This is a genomic window from Shewanella cyperi, from assembly GCF_017354985.1.
GTDB lineage: Bacteria > Pseudomonadota > Gammaproteobacteria > Enterobacterales > Shewanellaceae > Shewanella > Shewanella cyperi.
Genome location: NZ_CP071501.1, coordinates 2651385 through 2666474, shown reverse-complemented (window position 1 = coordinate 2666474; position 15090 = coordinate 2651385). Strand labels below are relative to the sequence as shown.

Annotated in this window: 12 protein-coding genes; 11 read left to right on the top strand and 1 reads right to left on the bottom strand. The window is 44.2% G+C overall.

Annotated elements, in window-relative coordinates:
* Positions 1 to 22: 22 nt before the first annotated feature.
* Complete coding sequence (locus JYB84_RS11555; RefSeq protein ID WP_207320222.1) at positions 23 to 1498, bottom strand: peptide MFS transporter; 1476 nt, start codon at positions 1496 to 1498, stop codon at positions 23 to 25.
* 372 nt (positions 1499 to 1870) lie between these two features.
* Here JYB84_RS11555 and rfaH point away from each other — a divergent pair, with 372 nt between their 5' ends.
* The 11 genes from rfaH to JYB84_RS11500 all read left to right on the top strand — a co-directional run bounded on the left by rfaH (position 1871) and on the right by JYB84_RS11500 (position 15080).
* Positions 1871 to 2374 (top strand): transcription/translation regulatory transformer protein RfaH, encoded by a 504-nt coding sequence (gene rfaH / locus JYB84_RS11550; protein ID WP_207323202.1) that lies wholly within the window; start codon positions 1871 to 1873, stop codon positions 2372 to 2374.
* A gap of 781 nt (positions 2375 to 3155) precedes the next feature.
* The gene (locus JYB84_RS11545; protein ID WP_207320221.1) at positions 3156 to 5663 is read left to right on the top strand and encodes an SLBB domain-containing protein; all 2508 of its coding nucleotides are present in this window, start codon (positions 3156 to 3158) and stop codon (positions 5661 to 5663) included.
* A gap of 59 nt (positions 5664 to 5722) precedes the next feature.
* On the top strand, positions 5723 to 6691 hold the full coding sequence (locus JYB84_RS11540) for a Wzz/FepE/Etk N-terminal domain-containing protein (protein WP_207320220.1): 969 nt from the start codon (positions 5723 to 5725) through the stop codon (positions 6689 to 6691).
* A gap of 189 nt (positions 6692 to 6880) precedes the next feature.
* Positions 6881 to 7936 (top strand): UDP-N-acetylglucosamine--undecaprenyl-phosphate N-acetylglucosaminephosphotransferase, encoded by a 1056-nt coding sequence (gene wecA / locus JYB84_RS11535; protein ID WP_207323201.1) that lies wholly within the window; start codon positions 6881 to 6883, stop codon positions 7934 to 7936.
* On the top strand, positions 7933 to 9030 hold the full coding sequence (gene rfbB / locus JYB84_RS11530; RefSeq protein WP_207320219.1) for a dTDP-glucose 4,6-dehydratase: 1098 nt from the start codon (positions 7933 to 7935) through the stop codon (positions 9028 to 9030). The genes wecA and rfbB overlap by 4 nt, the downstream gene beginning before the upstream one ends.
* A complete protein-coding gene (gene rfbA, locus JYB84_RS11525) occupies positions 9030 to 9905 on the top strand; it encodes a glucose-1-phosphate thymidylyltransferase RfbA (protein ID WP_207320218.1) in 876 nt (291 codons plus the stop codon). Before rfbB ends, rfbA begins: the two co-directional genes overlap by 1 nt.
* A 5-nt stretch (positions 9906 to 9910) precedes the next feature.
* Positions 9911 to 11338, top strand: coding sequence for a lipopolysaccharide biosynthesis protein (locus tag JYB84_RS11520; RefSeq protein ID WP_207320217.1), 1428 nt, complete (start codon positions 9911 to 9913; stop codon positions 11336 to 11338).
* 28 nt (positions 11339 to 11366) lie between these two features.
* Positions 11367 to 12479, top strand: coding sequence for a dTDP-4-amino-4,6-dideoxy-D-glucose aminotransferase VioA (gene vioA, locus JYB84_RS11515; RefSeq protein ID WP_207320216.1), 1113 nt, complete (start codon positions 11367 to 11369; stop codon positions 12477 to 12479).
* A gap of 3 nt (positions 12480 to 12482) precedes the next feature.
* Entirely contained in the window at positions 12483 to 13049 is a 567-nt protein-coding gene (locus tag JYB84_RS11510; protein ID WP_207320215.1) for an acyltransferase, read from the top strand.
* Positions 13050 to 13052: 3 nt separating this feature from the next.
* A complete protein-coding gene (locus JYB84_RS11505) occupies positions 13053 to 14219 on the top strand; it encodes a TDP-N-acetylfucosamine:lipid II N-acetylfucosaminyltransferase (protein WP_207320214.1) in 1167 nt (388 codons plus the stop codon).
* A 72-nt stretch (positions 14220 to 14291) separates the two neighbouring features.
* Entirely contained in the window at positions 14292 to 15080 is a 789-nt protein-coding gene (locus JYB84_RS11500; RefSeq protein WP_207320213.1) for a glycosyltransferase family 2 protein, read from the top strand.
* The last annotated feature ends 10 nt before the right edge of the window (positions 15081 to 15090 follow it).

The window sequence follows — 15090 nt, the reverse complement described above, 5'->3', positions numbered from 1 at the left end:
TATTACTGATACATTCAGCCTATCAAGAGCGCTTCAGCGCTTCGTGATCGCCGGTCACCGCAATCTCTTCTTCCAGAGCTTCTTCCTCTGTGTGATGGATTTTGCTCTCGGCACCATGCATCCAGTCAACCAGTTTGTCGGCCATGAAATAGAGAATAACGCCCGACAATGCAGCCGTAATGGCAATACCGGAGAAGATGGACATGGCGTTCGCCAGTTGCTCTTCCGCTTCACCACCATGGCCAATGAATGAACCCACTACGCCGGCAATCTTGTTGGCGGCCGCGATAAACAGGAACCAGGCCCCCATCATCAGCGATACTATGCGCAGCGGAGCCAGTTTGGTCACCATGGACAGACCGATAGGGGACAGACACAGTTCACCCAGAGTGTGGAACAGGTAAGCACCCACCAACCACCACATACTGGATTTGGCAGAGGCATCGCCACCCATTTCCAATACGGCACCAATCATAAACAGGAAGCCTGTGGCCAGCAAAACCAGACCCAGGGCAAACTTCACCGGAGAGTTGGGCTCTTTAGCTCCCAGGCGTACCCAGATGGAAGCGACCACGGGGGCAAAAATCACGATGAACATGGCGTTCAGTGACTGGAACCAGGTAGTGGGCACTTCCCAACTGCCGATCATGCGATCGGTAAAGTCGTTGGTGAACAGGTTCATCAGACCACCGGCCTGTTCAAAACCGGCCCAGAAAATAATGGTGAACAGACCCATCACCATAATTACCTTGATGCGATCGCGCTCGACTTTGGTCAGGGGCTCTTTACGTTCCTGGCCACGGGCCATGTCTTTTTGTTTTTCCAGCTTGGCAGCAGGCACAGTGCCAATGTCACCCAGCAGCTTCTGAGCGAACACCAATTGAATTATCAGGGACAACACCATACCGATACCGGCACAGATAAAGCCTGCCTGGAAGTTGCCGTCAAAGGCGTTAACTACCGAACCAACAATGATACCTGACAGGAAGGCACCCACGTTGATACCCATGTAGAAGATGGTAAAGGCACCGTCACGTCTGTGATCGCCTTCCTGATACAGATCGCCCACCATGGTCGAAATATTGGGCTTAAACAGACCATTACCCAGAATAAGAACACCCAGGCCGAGGTAGAAGGCTTCCAGCTCCATGCCCTGAACCCAGGCGTGAGGGGTACCGAGAATAAACTGGCCGGCCGCCATCAGGGTGCCACCGATCATAATGGCTTTGCGCTGGCCGAGGATATTGTCGGCCAACCAACCACCAATAAGCGGCGTCAGATAAACCAAACCGGTGAAGGTACCATAGAGGGAGATAGCGTCTGCCTGAGACCAGCCCAGACCGTGGCCGCCATCTGTCTGTACCCGGTCAACCAGATACAGCACCAGAATGGCGCGCATTGCGTAATAGCTGAATCGTTCCCACAGTTCGGTTGTAAACAGCAGGAACAGTCCCTTGGGATGCCCGAGCATCGTTCCTTGGTTATTTGTTACGCTCATTAAGTCTTCCACCTTAAGCTTGTGATTGCCTGCAGGACCATTGTCTCCGCAGAAAGAGTATTCCATTCAAGGTTTCTGATTGTGGCAGTTGTTTGTAACTTTTTGATATTGATTCAAAAAATCACTCACCCCGCTCCTTGGCCACTATCAGTGTTTTCTTATTTATTATAATTTAGTTGCCAGTTTCGCATTCAAATACGAAAAAGCCCACCCTATATACCCTCTAAAGTGCGCCAAAGTCAATTTTGGCGCCAGCTGCAGGCCGATACTGTCGAACGGCTAACGGCAGAATTTCTCATTTTCATTGACGTCATGCTTTGCTATGATTGCCGACCGTGAACAGGATGTCACTCAGCCAAGATGAGAGTATGCATGAAGGCCTGGTATTTACTTTACTGTAAGCCTCGCAGCGAAGCGCGGGCACAACAAAACCTGATGTTACAGGAGGTCGAGACCTATCTGCCCAAGTGCAGGCAGCAGGTGCGGCAACCTGATGGCCAGATCCATGTATCGGAAGCGCCACTCTTTCCCAATTATCTGTTTATCTATTTCGACCCGCTCGAGACCAGTGTTCGCAGCATCCAGGCCACCCGCGGCGTATATCGTTTGGTGGATTGCCGCGAGGATATGACTCCCATAGATGATGCCATTATCAGGGCTATCAAGCGCAAGGAACAGAAGATCTTCAAGCTGCCGCAACTGCAGCGACTGAAGAAGGGCGACAGGGTCCGGTTCAAGGAAGGCCCCTTTGTGGATTTGGAGGCCGTCTTTCTGGAGCCCTGTGCCGATAAACGTTGCAGCGTATTGTTCAGCATCATGGGGCAACTCCAAAGTGTGGCTGTACCTGAATCCTGTATCGAATCCATTTGTGCGTAATGGCTTATTCAATTTGTAAGACATTTGCCATACTGGATCATTGTCCTGTCATATAAATGTCATTAAACTGACTTACTCTCCCAGCTTAACTGGTTGAGATGTAAGTATATTTGATGTTTTTTTGACGAATGCTATTTTTCTGACGGGTAGTCGGGTGTGTAAGTCGTTGCAAAAAGAGTGCTTGCCGGATAATTATACAACGTCTACGGCCACGACAAGGTACAATCCCTGCGCCGTATTGAAACTCTCCGAGTAATCATCTGCGGAAATGGGGCTTGAGGTTCTGGTGATCGCTGTGCTGACGGCGACACCAAAGCTGCGACTGTGCTGGGGGGCGACTTGTGATGTTCTTTGAATTCCCATGCAGTAAAGTGACACAAAATTCTTGCTATTCAACCTAAAGCATCCTTTGCAGGTCTATGTTTTGCAAGATAAAAAATTAAGATGGCACGTTGGAAGCCGAAATCCATGGGCGGTAGCGTGCCTGCAAGAATGCAGCCAGAGGCTGCTTAGAACGCCATTGCGTGGCTGCCAGAGCGCAGCGAAAGGCGTTGCTTATAGAACGCCCGCTAGCGGGCTTACAGAACGGCCTTCGTCCTACAGAGCGCAGCTATCCGAAAGCGAAGTGCTCAGCTTTTCAGTAGCGAAGCGTTCAGTAAGTGAGCTTGCGAACGTTCTGATGTCCGAAACCTAGTTCCTAGAAGTCGCACTGCGACGCTCTAGCAGGGCGAAGCCCGCTCTAATTTGATTTTTATTCAATCACCAATCACGGAGATTTCTGGTGCTACAACAAGTCAAACAATTCATTATCGCCGGTACAGCGATGCTGGTTTTTGTTGCGGGACAAGCCAATGCCTTGACTCCGTCACCACAAATGATTGAGCAGTTTAAGCAATTGCCAAAGGCAGAGCAGGAACGCATTGCCCGTCAATATGGTATAGATCCCGCGATTCTTTCCGGTGGTAGCAAAGCTGCTAAACCTGTTGTTAATCCAGAGGTGGTAACGCGCCGGGAGCTCTCTGATAAATCAGGAGAACCCTCAGATAAATCTGAGGGTGTAGTCAACCAGTCAGAAACCGACGACTTCAATCAGGCAACCAAAACAGAAGAGATTGTTGAAGCCTCGGAAGAAGAAAAAGAAAAGCAGTTGAAGCGATTCGGTTACGACTTATTTGCCGGTGAACCGTCCACTTTTGCTCCAGTGTCTGATGTTCCTGTACCAGCAGAATATCGTATGGGACCCGGTGATACCCTGAACATTCAGCTTTACGGCAAAGACAACAAGAGCTTTGCGCTGACCGTTGGCCGTGATGGCAGCATTCAGTTCCCTGATCTTGGCCCTATCAGCCTGGTTGGTCTCAGCTTTGCTGAGGCAAAGGAATTACTTGCCGATAAAATATCCCAATCGATGATTGGGATTCAGTCCAGCATCAGCATGGGCGAGCTGCGTTCCATACGTATTTTTGTGGCAGGTGATGCTTATAAACCCGGTTCTTACACAGTATCAAGCCTGTCGACTATTACCCAGGCACTGTTTGTATCCGGCGGCATCAATGAAATCGGGTCGCTACGCAACATACAGCTAAAGCGTAACGGCAAGTTGGTTGGTACCTTTGATTTGTATGACCTGCTGCTGCGTGGTGACGCCTCTGGTGATCTGCGTCTGCAATCTGGAGACGTTGTGTTTATTCCCTCTGTTGGGGGATTGGTAAGTGTTACAGGTGAAGTGCGTCGACCAGCTATTTATGAAGTCAAATCCGGCGAGACAATGGCTGATGTAATCAAGATGGCCAGCGGCGTGAAGCCCGGCGCTTATCCAAAGGCCAGCACCATTGAACGCTTTACTAATGAATCCAAAACCATTGTCAACATTGATCTTACCCAGGAGTCCGGGTTTGCCATCCAGGCAAAGGCCGGCGATTTGGTTCGGGTAAAGTCGGCAACTGCCCGGGTAGATAATGCAGTCACCCTGATAGGTGCTGTTGTTCGTCCAGGGAAGTATCAATATAGGCAAGGAATGCGGGTTGCCGATTTGTTGCCATCCATTTGGGGCGATCTGACGATAAATGCTGATCTGGACTACGGCCTATTGGTCAGGGAAGTGAATCAAAGAGGCGACATCAAGTTATTCCATCTCAATATTGGTAAGGCCATTGCAGATGGCAGCAGCTCTGACAACCTGACACTTAAGCCAAGGGACAGTGTCATTGTGTTTGATTATGCTGATCGTGAGACCTTGCTTGAGCCTGTTATAGAGCAGCTCAGGCAACAAAATCGTTATGGGGAAGCCATAAAACTGGCTGATATCAATGGCAATGTGCGTTTCCCCGGTAAGTATCCGATTACCGAAGGTGCAGGAATTCGCGATCTTTTGATTGCAGCCGGTGGTCTGGAAGAAGGCGCTTACACCCTGATTGCCGAATTGACCCGGCAGCAGATATCCGAGACAGATGGCGTATTGATTGAACATCAACAAGTCAATTTGGCAGACGTGCTCCAAGGTAAAGCCAGTATTGCTTTGCAGAGCCGTGATGTATTGACTGTACGCACTCTCCCTGACTGGCAAGAAACGCGCTGGGTTACGATAAAAGGGGAAGTGCGTTTCCCTGGCACTTACAGTATTCAACGCGGTGAATCACTTAAAGACGTGCTCGACAGAGCTGGCGGCCTGACACAGGACGCAGCTCCTCGCAGTGCGGTATTCCTGCGCGAATCGGTTAAGCAAAAAGAGCAAACCGAACTTGCCAAACTCTCAGATGAACTGCGTCGCGAGATAGCTGCAAAGGCGCTGACCAAAGATGGTGTGACTGTGGGTTATGCCGATGCGCAAAGCATGCTTAAAGAGCTTGAAAATGTGCAGGTACTGGGGCGATTGGTTGTCGATATCAACGCCATTGAACTCGGAATTGCTGAGGCCGATCTTAAGCTTGAGGATGGGGATGCACTTTATATCCCACCACAGAATCAAACGGTTTCAGTCATGGGGCAGGTGCAGCATCCAAGTACTCACAGATACAAGCTGGGATATACCTTTGACCAGTATCTACAACTTGCCGGCGGACCACGTAAGCGGGCCGATGATGACCGCGCCTATATTCTCCGCGCTGACGGCTCGGTGGCCATGCCGGACAGTTCATTGTGGTTCAATACCTCAGAGGACATACAGCCCGGCGATACTATAGTCGTTCCCTTGGATACAGAGTACAAAGATAACCTGACTCTTTGGAGCCAGGTGACTCAAATCGTTTACAACACAGCTGTGGCAATCGCCACAATTTCGAGGTTGTAAAGGAAGAGCGCATAAAATAGAGCACTTCTTACCCAGCCTGGAACCCGAAACCTTATAATATGACAAAGCAAATCCAAAACTCTACCGATGCTCAGTTCCCGCAATCTATCTCACAAGCTATGCGGGATGATGAAATCGATCTCCGTGAACTTTTTACAGTTATTTGGCAGGGAAAATGGCTTATTATTGCCATTACTACTGTGTTTGCCATTAGCTCAGTTATTTTCGCCATTATGCAACCCAATATCTACAAGTCTGAGGCGCTTTTAGCACCAGCAAGTGAAGAACAGGGAGGCAGCCTAAGCGCCTTAGCTTCTCAGTTTGGCGGTTTAGCGAGCATGGCTGGCATTAACTTTGGTCGTAAAGGTGGCGTTGACAAAACGCAGATGGCTATAGAGGTAATAAAGTCACGTCAGTTTGCTCGTGATTTTATTAAAAAGCACGATCTTTTACCTGATTTGATGGCCGCAGAAAAATGGAATATAGCTGATAACAGTATGCTTTATGACAGTGAGCTATATAATGCTGAGTCGAATAAATGGGTAAGAGAAGTAAAAGCGCCTTTCAAGCCAGAACCGTCAATGCAGGAAGCTTATAGAAAATTTAGCAAGATAGTTAGCGTGAATCCCTCAAAGGATACCGGAATGGTAACAATATCTGTCGAACATCTATCCCCATTTGTAGCACAGCAGTGGGTAAACTGGCTTGTTGAAGATATCAACAAGGTGATGAAAGAGCGTGATGTTGCAGAAGCTATTCGTAGTAGTGATTTCTTGAATAAACAGATAGCACAGACGAACGTAGCAGATATTAGGTCAATTCTATATAAACTAATTGAAGAACAAGCAAAGACAATTATGTTTGCCGAGGTGCGTGATGAGTATGTATTTAAGACAATCGATCCTGCATTGGTACCGGAAGAAAAGGCCAAACCAAAGCGGGCGCTGATCTGTGTGTTAGGCACCATGCTTGGTGGCATGCTCGCCGTAATGATTGTGCTGGTGAGGCATTTTGCTAGTAAAGAGTAGGGTATAAAAAGCTACTCGTTTAGAACTTTGCTGTGCGTGATGGGCGTGCAGTAACAATACTGTACAGTCAGTATTGACAGTATTCTGTAAACGAAGTGTTCGGTGAGTGCGCTTGTACACGTTCTGGTCGGCAAGAACCTAGAATATTTTGGATTAATTAATGATTTTTAGTCTGGAAGGGGTTAAATGATGGAATATGTTATCCCGCTGTTGGCAACATTCAGTATCTCATTTGTTGCAATTAAATTGGTTAAACCGCTCGCAGTAAAAGCGGGATTGGTTGACCTACCAAATGAACGGAAGCTTCATGTAGGTGCAATTCCGTTAATTGGTGGAATATCAATTTTTATCGGCGTGCTCATGGCGTCGATGTTTTTTATAAAGCAAAGCCAAGCATTTAATATCTATCTAATTTCATCTGCATTAATCCTATTTTTAGGAGTGCTTGATGATAAGTATGATTTGTCTGTAAAGTTGCGTATGACAGCGCAAGTTATTACTGCCTCTCTCATGATATTCGGTGCTGGTTTTTATCTTCAAAGTTTAGGCTACATTATCGGGCCCCTTGAAGTTGTACTAGGCCCAATTGGTGTTTTAGTTACAATAGTAGCGGTGATTGGAGCGATCAATGCCTTTAATATGGTCGATGGTATAGATGGTCTTGCTGGCATGCTAAGTTTGGTGACGTTTTCAGCGTTGGCATTTTTGCTTAGTCGAGTTAACAATGAATGGTATCTATTACCAGTGTTATTTATTGCAGCATTAATTGCCTATTTGATGTTTAACTTAAGTTGGCCCAAAAACTTCGGCAAAATCTTTATGGGCGATGCAGGCAGCATGTTGATTGGACTGACAGTAGTATGGTTGCTGGTGATTGGTACATCAGCAGAAGTGAGTGCATTTAGGCCGGTAACAGCGCTCTATTTGATAGCGATTCCTTTGATGGACATGGCGGCGATAATGTATCGTCGAATTCGTAAAGGTGTGTCTCCGTTTACAGCTGACAGAGAACATTTACACCATATTTTTGAGCGTGCAGGGTTCAATCGTAGGCAAACCTTGCTGATTATTACACTCATATCCACTTCGATCGCAATAATTGGCTGTGTTACCGAAATCTACCAAACTTCAGAATGGTTATTGTTCATCGGATTCATTGCAATGTTTGCCACCTACAGTTGGTTATTGATGCATGTTTGGCAAGTGGTGAGTTGGTTTAGAAGTAGATTTGGAGTTATAGAGTGAAGATCCTCGTTACCGGCGGTGCTGGATTTATTGGTTCAGCAGTAGTTCGCCACATCATTAATAGTACACAAGACAGTGTCATCAATCTTGATAAACTCACCTATGCGGGTAATCTCGAGTCGCTAGCTAGCGTGAGCAGCAGCGGGCGTTATGCTTTTGAACAAGTGGATATCTGCAACCGTGCCGAGTTGGATCGAGTGTTTGCCCTGTATCAGCCGGATGCGGTGATGCACTTAGCAGCAGAAAGTCACGTTGATCGCTCAATTAGCGGCCCAGCGGCGTTTATTGAAACAAACATCGTTGGCACCTACCAGTTATTAGAAGCCGTTCGCGCATACTGGAATGCTCTGCCTGAGCCGCGCAAGCCGGCGTTTCGATTTCATCATATTTCAACTGATGAGGTGTATGGTGATTTACCCCATCCGGAAGAGCTTGAGGCGGGCGCAACGGATCCAGACGGCTTGCCTTTGTTTACTGAAATTACCCCCTATGCGCCTAGCAGCCCTTATTCTGCGTCTAAGGCGTCGAGCGATCACTTGGTGCGCGCTTGGCGTCGCACTTATGGTTTACCGACGATAGTGACCAATTGCTCCAATAACTATGGCCCTTATCATTTTCCTGAAAAGCTTATTCCGTTGGTTATCCTGAACGCGTTGGAAGGCAAACCTTTACCTGTGTATGGAAAGGGAGATCAAATTAGAGATTGGCTGTATGTCGAAGACCACGCACGAGCTCTTTATAAGGTCGTGACCGAGGGTAAGGTAGGCGATACCTATAACATCGGCGGGCATAACGAAAAGCAAAATTTGGAAGTGGTTTATGCTATCTGTAATTTACTTGACGAGTTAGTACCCAAACCTCGGCCTTATCGAGATCAGATCACTTACGTGGCTGATCGTCCAGGCCATGACCGCCGTTATGCCATCGATGCCAATAAAATGAACGCTGAATTGGGCTGGAAGCCTGAAGAAAGCTTTGAAACTGGTATTCGTAAAACAGTTTTGTGGTATTTGGCCAACCAAGAATGGGTTTCCAACGTGAAAAGTGGTAGTTACAAAAACTGGCTGGCCCAGCAGTACGGAGAAATGGCTTAATGAAAGGAATTATTTTAGCGGGTGGATCGGGTACACGCCTTTATCCCATCACTATGGGGGTATCAAAGCAGTTGCTGCCAGTTTACGATAAGCCTATGATTTACTATCCTTTATCGGTATTAATGCTGGCTGGCATAAGAGACATTTTGATTATTACCACACCGGAAGAACAGGCGGCATTTCAACGTTTGTTGGGAGATGGCAGTCAATTTGGTATTTGTCTTGACTATGCTGTACAGCCAAGCCCCGATGGTTTGGCACAAGCCTTTATCATTGGTGAAGAGTTTATCGGTAACGATGCTGTATGTTTGGTGTTGGGTGACAATATTTTTTATGGCCAAAATTTCAGCGCCAAGTTAAAAAAGGCGGTGGCTAAAGCCCAAGCTGGGGAAGCTGCAACAGTGTTTGGATATCAAGTCAAAGATCCTGAGCGTTTCGGTGTGGTCGAATTTGATCGAGACCAAAAAGCAATCAGTATTGAGGAAAAACCATCAAAACCAAAGAGCCATTATGCAGTAACTGGTTTGTATTTTTACCCAAATGATGTGGTAAAGCAGGCCAATCAAGTAATACCTTCTCTACGCGGCGAGTTAGAAATTACTTGTTTGAATCAGATGTACCTTGAAAAAGGTAACTTGCAAGTGGAAATGCTCGGTCGTGGTTTTGCCTGGCTCGATACTGGTACCCATGAAAGCTTGCTCGAAGCGGCTCAGTTTGTTGAAACGCTGGAAAAACGCCAAGGCTATAAAATCGCCTGTTTAGAGGAGATTGGCTATTTGCAGGGTTGGCTAACTGAAGAGCAGTTAATTTCACGGGGTGAATTGATGAACAAAAACAGTTATGGCCAATATTTGTTAACGTTAGCCAAAGCTTAATCTTCATGGCCGAACTTCAAGCCAAAGCCAAAAAAGGCCTGCAGTGGAGCGCTATCGAGCGCATTGTGACTCAAGGTATTCAACTTGCCATAGCCTTATATTTGGCTCGATTGTTGGGACCAACTGATTTTGGTTTAGTGGGTATGTTGGCAGTGTTTATTGCCATAGCAAACGTGTTTATCGATAGCGGCTTTACCTCGGCATTAATTCGCAAAACCGATCGCAGTGAAAGCGATTTGGTGACCGCTTTTTATTACAACATTGCAGTTTCTGCATTGTGCTATTTAACCCTGTATATCAGCGCGCCGGTTGTGGCTGATTTTTATCAGCAAGCAGAACTGCAAAGTCTGCTTCGGGTATTGGGCTTGACGGTGCTTATCAACGCATTCACGTTAATCCCGCGGGTCAAGCTTAATGTGGCGATGGATTTTAAAACCCAAGCCAAGATATCGGTGCTTAGTGTTTTAATCAGTGGCCCAACCGCGATTGTATTGGCCATCAATGGCTATGGAGTGTGGGCCTTGGTGATGCAAGCATTACTCAATGCCAGCTGTACCACAGTGTTATTGATTTTATTTGCACCTTGGTTGCCTCGTGGTCGGTTTACCAAACAATCTTTTAATTACTTGTTTGGATACGGTAGTAAACTTCTGTTATCGGGTTTGTTAGATGTTACCTACAGCAACCTATATCAAATCATCATTGGCAAAAAATTCAGCCCGGCCTTAGTGGGGCAATTCACCCAAGCTAACCAGTTGGCCAGTGTGCCAGCGATAACGATAACCAGCATTATTCAGCGGGTTACCTTCCCGATGTTTAGCCAGCTTCAAGATGAACCGGCTAGAATGGTCAATGCTTATCGTAAAACCTTAAAATTGTCAGCGCTGTTGATTTTCCCATTGATTGTTGCATTGGGCTTAATCGCTAAGCCGTTGTTGACCAGCCTGTTGGGTTCGCAGTGGCAGGATGCGGCGATGTTGCTCAGTGTGCTTTGTTTGGGCTATATTTTATATCCCATCCACGCGGTTAATCTTAATTTGCTGCAAGTTACTGGCCGCAGCGATCTATTTTTAAAGCTTGAGGTAATTAAAAAAGGCATTGGCGGGACATTGTTGCTGCTGAGCATTCCTTATGGCGTGCTGGCGATGTGCATCGGTTTTACTATTACCTCCTATTTAGCCTTACTGCTTAACACCTATTACACTGCCAAGTTAACTGATTTAAGCCAATGGCAGCAGTGCAAAGATATTTTGCCAATTTGGCTTGCCGTGATGGTGGCAGCAGCTTTGGGCTATTTCGCAGGTTTATATGTTTTACAACCGTGGTTGCAAATAGCGGTTAACTTGAGCGCGGCCATATTGGCGTATGGCTTGTATTTAGTGTTGGCGCAAAAACCACTGCTGTTGCAACTGCGCAGCACTTTGCGCCGCTAACGATTTAATTATTTTCTTTGGATGTAGCATGAGTAATAAATTGATACCAGTCACTCAGCCATTTTTGCCAGAATTAAGCGAATTTGTACCTTATCTTGAAAAAATTTGGGATAACCGTTGGCTAACTAACAATGGCCCATTCCATCAAGAATTGGAATCCAAGCTGGCTGAATATCTGGGGGTTGAACATGTCTCGTTATTTAATAATGCCACCATTGCCTTAATCACCGCCTTGCAGGCCATGCGAATTCATGGTGAGGTGATCACTACCCCCTATTCGTTTGTGGCTACCAGCCATTCGATCATGTGGAATGGCTTGGCGCCTGTGTTCGTCGATATTGATCCCGCAACCTTCAATATTGATCCTGCTAAAATCGAGGCGGCGATTACTCCGCTCACTTCCGCCATTATGCCGGTACATTGCTATTCCAATCCTTGCGATGTAGAAGCCATTCAAAAAATCGCTGATAACTATGGACTGAAGGTGATTTATGATGCGGCCCATGCCTTTGGGGTGAGTTATAAAGGCGAGAGTATACTGAAATGGGGCGAACTGTCGATTTTGAGCTTTCATGCTACCAAGGTTTTTAATACCTTTGAAGGGGGCGCAATTATCAGCCAGGATGCCAAAACTAAGCAGCGTATAGATCGCTTGAAAAACTTTGGCATAGCCGATGAACTCACCGTAACCGCACCTGGTATTAACGGCAAAATGAGTGAAATTAATGCAGCCTTTGGTTTGGTGCAGCTTAAGCATATTGATGAAGCGATGTTACAGCGCCAAGCTGTCGATGCTCGTTATCGTGCAGAACTAGCGGATGTGAAAGGCATTGCTCTGTATCAACACGATGTACACGCCAACAGCAATTTCTCTTATTTCCCGATTTTGGTTGAAGCCGATTACCCACTGAGCCGCGATAAGTTATATGACAAACTGAAAGCCAATGGTATTTTATCCCGTCGTTATTTTTATCCCTTGATCAGCAATATGCCGATGTATCGGCGTTTTCCAAGTGCCAATACTGCGCATTTGCCCCAAGCAAATGCCTTAGCCGAAAAGGTATTGTGTTTGCCGATTTTTAATGAGTTAACCATTGAAGAACAGAATCATATTATTTCGTTAATAAAAGAGGGGTTTTAATTAATGGCGTTTCTTACAGAGCAACAATTAAGCACCATGGGGTTTGCTGAACTGGGTTCCAATGTATTGATCTCTGATAAGGTCTCAATTTATGGTGCTTGCCGCATCAAGATTGGTAGTAATGTTCGTATTGATGATTTTTGTGTGCTGTCTGCTGGCGAGGGGGGAATTGAAATTGGTAATTATGTACATATAGCGGTTTCTGCATTACTGATTGGAGCCGGTAAAATAATTGTTTCGGATTTTGCAGGTATTTCATCTCGTGTATGCGTATACTCCAGTAATGATGATTACTCCGGAGGTTTTCTTACAAATCCAATGATTCCATCTGAGTATACCAATGTGACTCATGCAGATGTCACCTTGGGTAAGCATGTGATTATTGGTTCTGGCTCAGTTGTATTACCAGGTGTGATACTTCATGACGGAGTAGCGGTTGGTTCATTATCTATGATCACCAAAGATTGTGAACCCTTTGGTATTTATATTGGCGCACCTGCAAAAAAAATAAAGAATCGCAATCGGGATTTGTTAGCTCTTGAAGAGAAGTTGATTAACGGTGAATTATAATCAATGTTGAAAATCGCACATATTGCAGCAGATGAAAAGTTTATAGAAAATGCTGTGGATATATTTGAGATAGCATTTCCTAACCAAAATACTTTTTATATTAATGCTCCCAAACCTTGGCGCTTTGTCAAAGATAGAGTAATTTACAAGAATTTCAGTTCGAAAAAATGGGTTGAATATTTCTTACTAAATCGCTCTGAGATGAAGAGTTATGATTTAATTATTCTGCATAGTTTGCCATCAACATTTCTAATTCCTCCGGTTCTGTTGAAACAGCGATATGTATGGTTAGGTTGGGGGTTTGACTATTACAGTCGGCCATTTGATAAAGATTTGCTGCCAAATCCTGTCGTACTAGAGAAAACTAAAAAAAGATATATTGGAGTTAATGATAATATCGGTCCCAGTGTTAAATGTTTATCTGTTTTAAAAAGTTTAGCTAAAAAAATTATAGAAAGTAAGACTTTTTATAATTTGGCTATGCGAAATGTTAAGGTTTTTTCGCCTGTACTTCCGCAAGAGTTTGATTTAGTAAAAAATTTCTATGGATTAGGCAAGGAAACAAAATACTCACCGTGGAATTATGGAATTTTAGAAAGGCATCTAATTAAGAATATTGAGTTAAATAATATTGATTCTGCAAATTCAATTTTATTAGGAAATAGTGCTACTCCAACTAATAACCACTTTGAGGCACTAGATATTATTTTACATTCTGATTTTATGCGTACAGTTTATGTGCCGCTAAGTTATGGCGACATGATATATGCTAAATCGGTTAAAGAATATATTTATAACAACCCTAAACTAGCATCTCAGTGTAAGGTGTTAGATACATTCCTTCCTTTGGATGAATATAATGCTATAATTAATAATTGTGGCTTTGTTATTATGAATCATGTTAGACAACAAGCGCTTGGTAATATAGTGGCAATGCTGTATCGCGGTTCTAAGGTTTTTTTGCGTGAGGAGTCTGTTCTATATAAGTTTTTCAAGGGTTTGAGTGCGCACATTTACTCTGTGCAAGAGTTAGAGATTAATCAGGATTTACTCGAACATCATTTAACAAGTGAACAGATACAGGATAATAGAACCTTATTAAAAAATATTTGGTCAGAATTGGTTGTTGTTGACAGAACTAAAAAATTAGTTTTTGCTGCTATTAGTTGAGTCAGTAATAACATGAAGATATATTATTTATAATATTCTTGAATTTAATCAAGATAAAAGATGTGATCTTATATGAAAGATATTGTTAAAGTCTCAATAGTTATTCCTGTTTGTGACCGCTTAGATAAATTAATTAAAACAATAGAAAGTGTTGATCAGCAGTCTTTTCAGGATTTTGAAGTAATTATAGTTGAAAACAATAGTGTAAATCCTGAACTCATTGCATCATTTGTGAATTCGTTAGATATGAATATAAAATACTATTCAATGGATATCTGTAGTAATACAAATGTTGCTAGGAATTTTGGAGCTGACAATTCTTCTGGAGAATTTATTGCTTTTTTAGATTCTGATGATATATGGGACTCAACTCATTTAGAGAGAGCTTTAAGTTTCCTTGAGTCAACTAAGGCTGAATTTGTCTATGGTGGTGCGAAAATATTTGACGGGAATGTTTATAAGATACGAAAGGCTAGGGACTTGAATAAGTTTGAGAGTCCTGTTGACTATATTCTTGGTTTTTGTGGTGGATATGCCCAAACTTCTTCTTATATTATACATAGGCAAGCTTTTAATTTGGTTCGTTGGGATGAAGAACTTAAGCGCTCACAAGATTTAGATTTTTTTATCCGTGCTGCTAGCGCTTTAAAATGTTGTTGCTTACCAGTGATTACTGTCACGATAGTTTGGCTTCGTAGTGAGCAGAGAAGTTTTAATATCCCTGCATCATTAAAGTTTTTTTCTAAATATAGAAATGCAATGAAGTTGTCAACAAAGTTAAGGTTTTTTTTGATTTTATTTAAAATTAGTATTATAACCAAGGACTCATATTTGTTGAATTATTTTTTCAGGCGGAGTTAATTTTTCGTTT

Bases quoted from the DNA above. Each gene is read 5' to 3' on its own strand.
- wecA (WP_207323201.1), top strand. From the start codon at position 6,881: ATGGAATATGTTATCCCGCTGTTGGCAACATTCAGTATCTCATTTGTT.
- JYB84_RS11520 (WP_207320217.1), top strand. From the start codon at position 9,911: ATGGCCGAACTTCAAGCCAAAGCCAAAAAAGGCCTGCAGTGGAGCGCT.
- JYB84_RS11555 (WP_207320222.1), bottom strand. From the start codon at position 1,498: ATGAGCGTAACAAATAACCAAGGAACGATGCTCGGGCATCCCAAGGGA.
- JYB84_RS11505 (WP_207320214.1), top strand. From the start codon at position 13,053: ATGTTGAAAATCGCACATATTGCAGCAGATGAAAAGTTTATAGAAAAT.
- JYB84_RS11500 (WP_207320213.1), top strand. From the start codon at position 14,292: ATGAAAGATATTGTTAAAGTCTCAATAGTTATTCCTGTTTGTGACCGC.
- rfaH (WP_207323202.1), top strand. From the start codon at position 1,871: ATGAAGGCCTGGTATTTACTTTACTGTAAGCCTCGCAGCGAAGCGCGG.
- JYB84_RS11540 (WP_207320220.1), top strand. From the start codon at position 5,723: ATGACAAAGCAAATCCAAAACTCTACCGATGCTCAGTTCCCGCAATCT.
- vioA (WP_207320216.1), top strand. From the start codon at position 11,367: ATGAGTAATAAATTGATACCAGTCACTCAGCCATTTTTGCCAGAATTA.
- rfbA (WP_207320218.1), top strand. From the start codon at position 9,030: ATGAAAGGAATTATTTTAGCGGGTGGATCGGGTACACGCCTTTATCCC.
- JYB84_RS11510 (WP_207320215.1), top strand. From the start codon at position 12,483: ATGGCGTTTCTTACAGAGCAACAATTAAGCACCATGGGGTTTGCTGAA.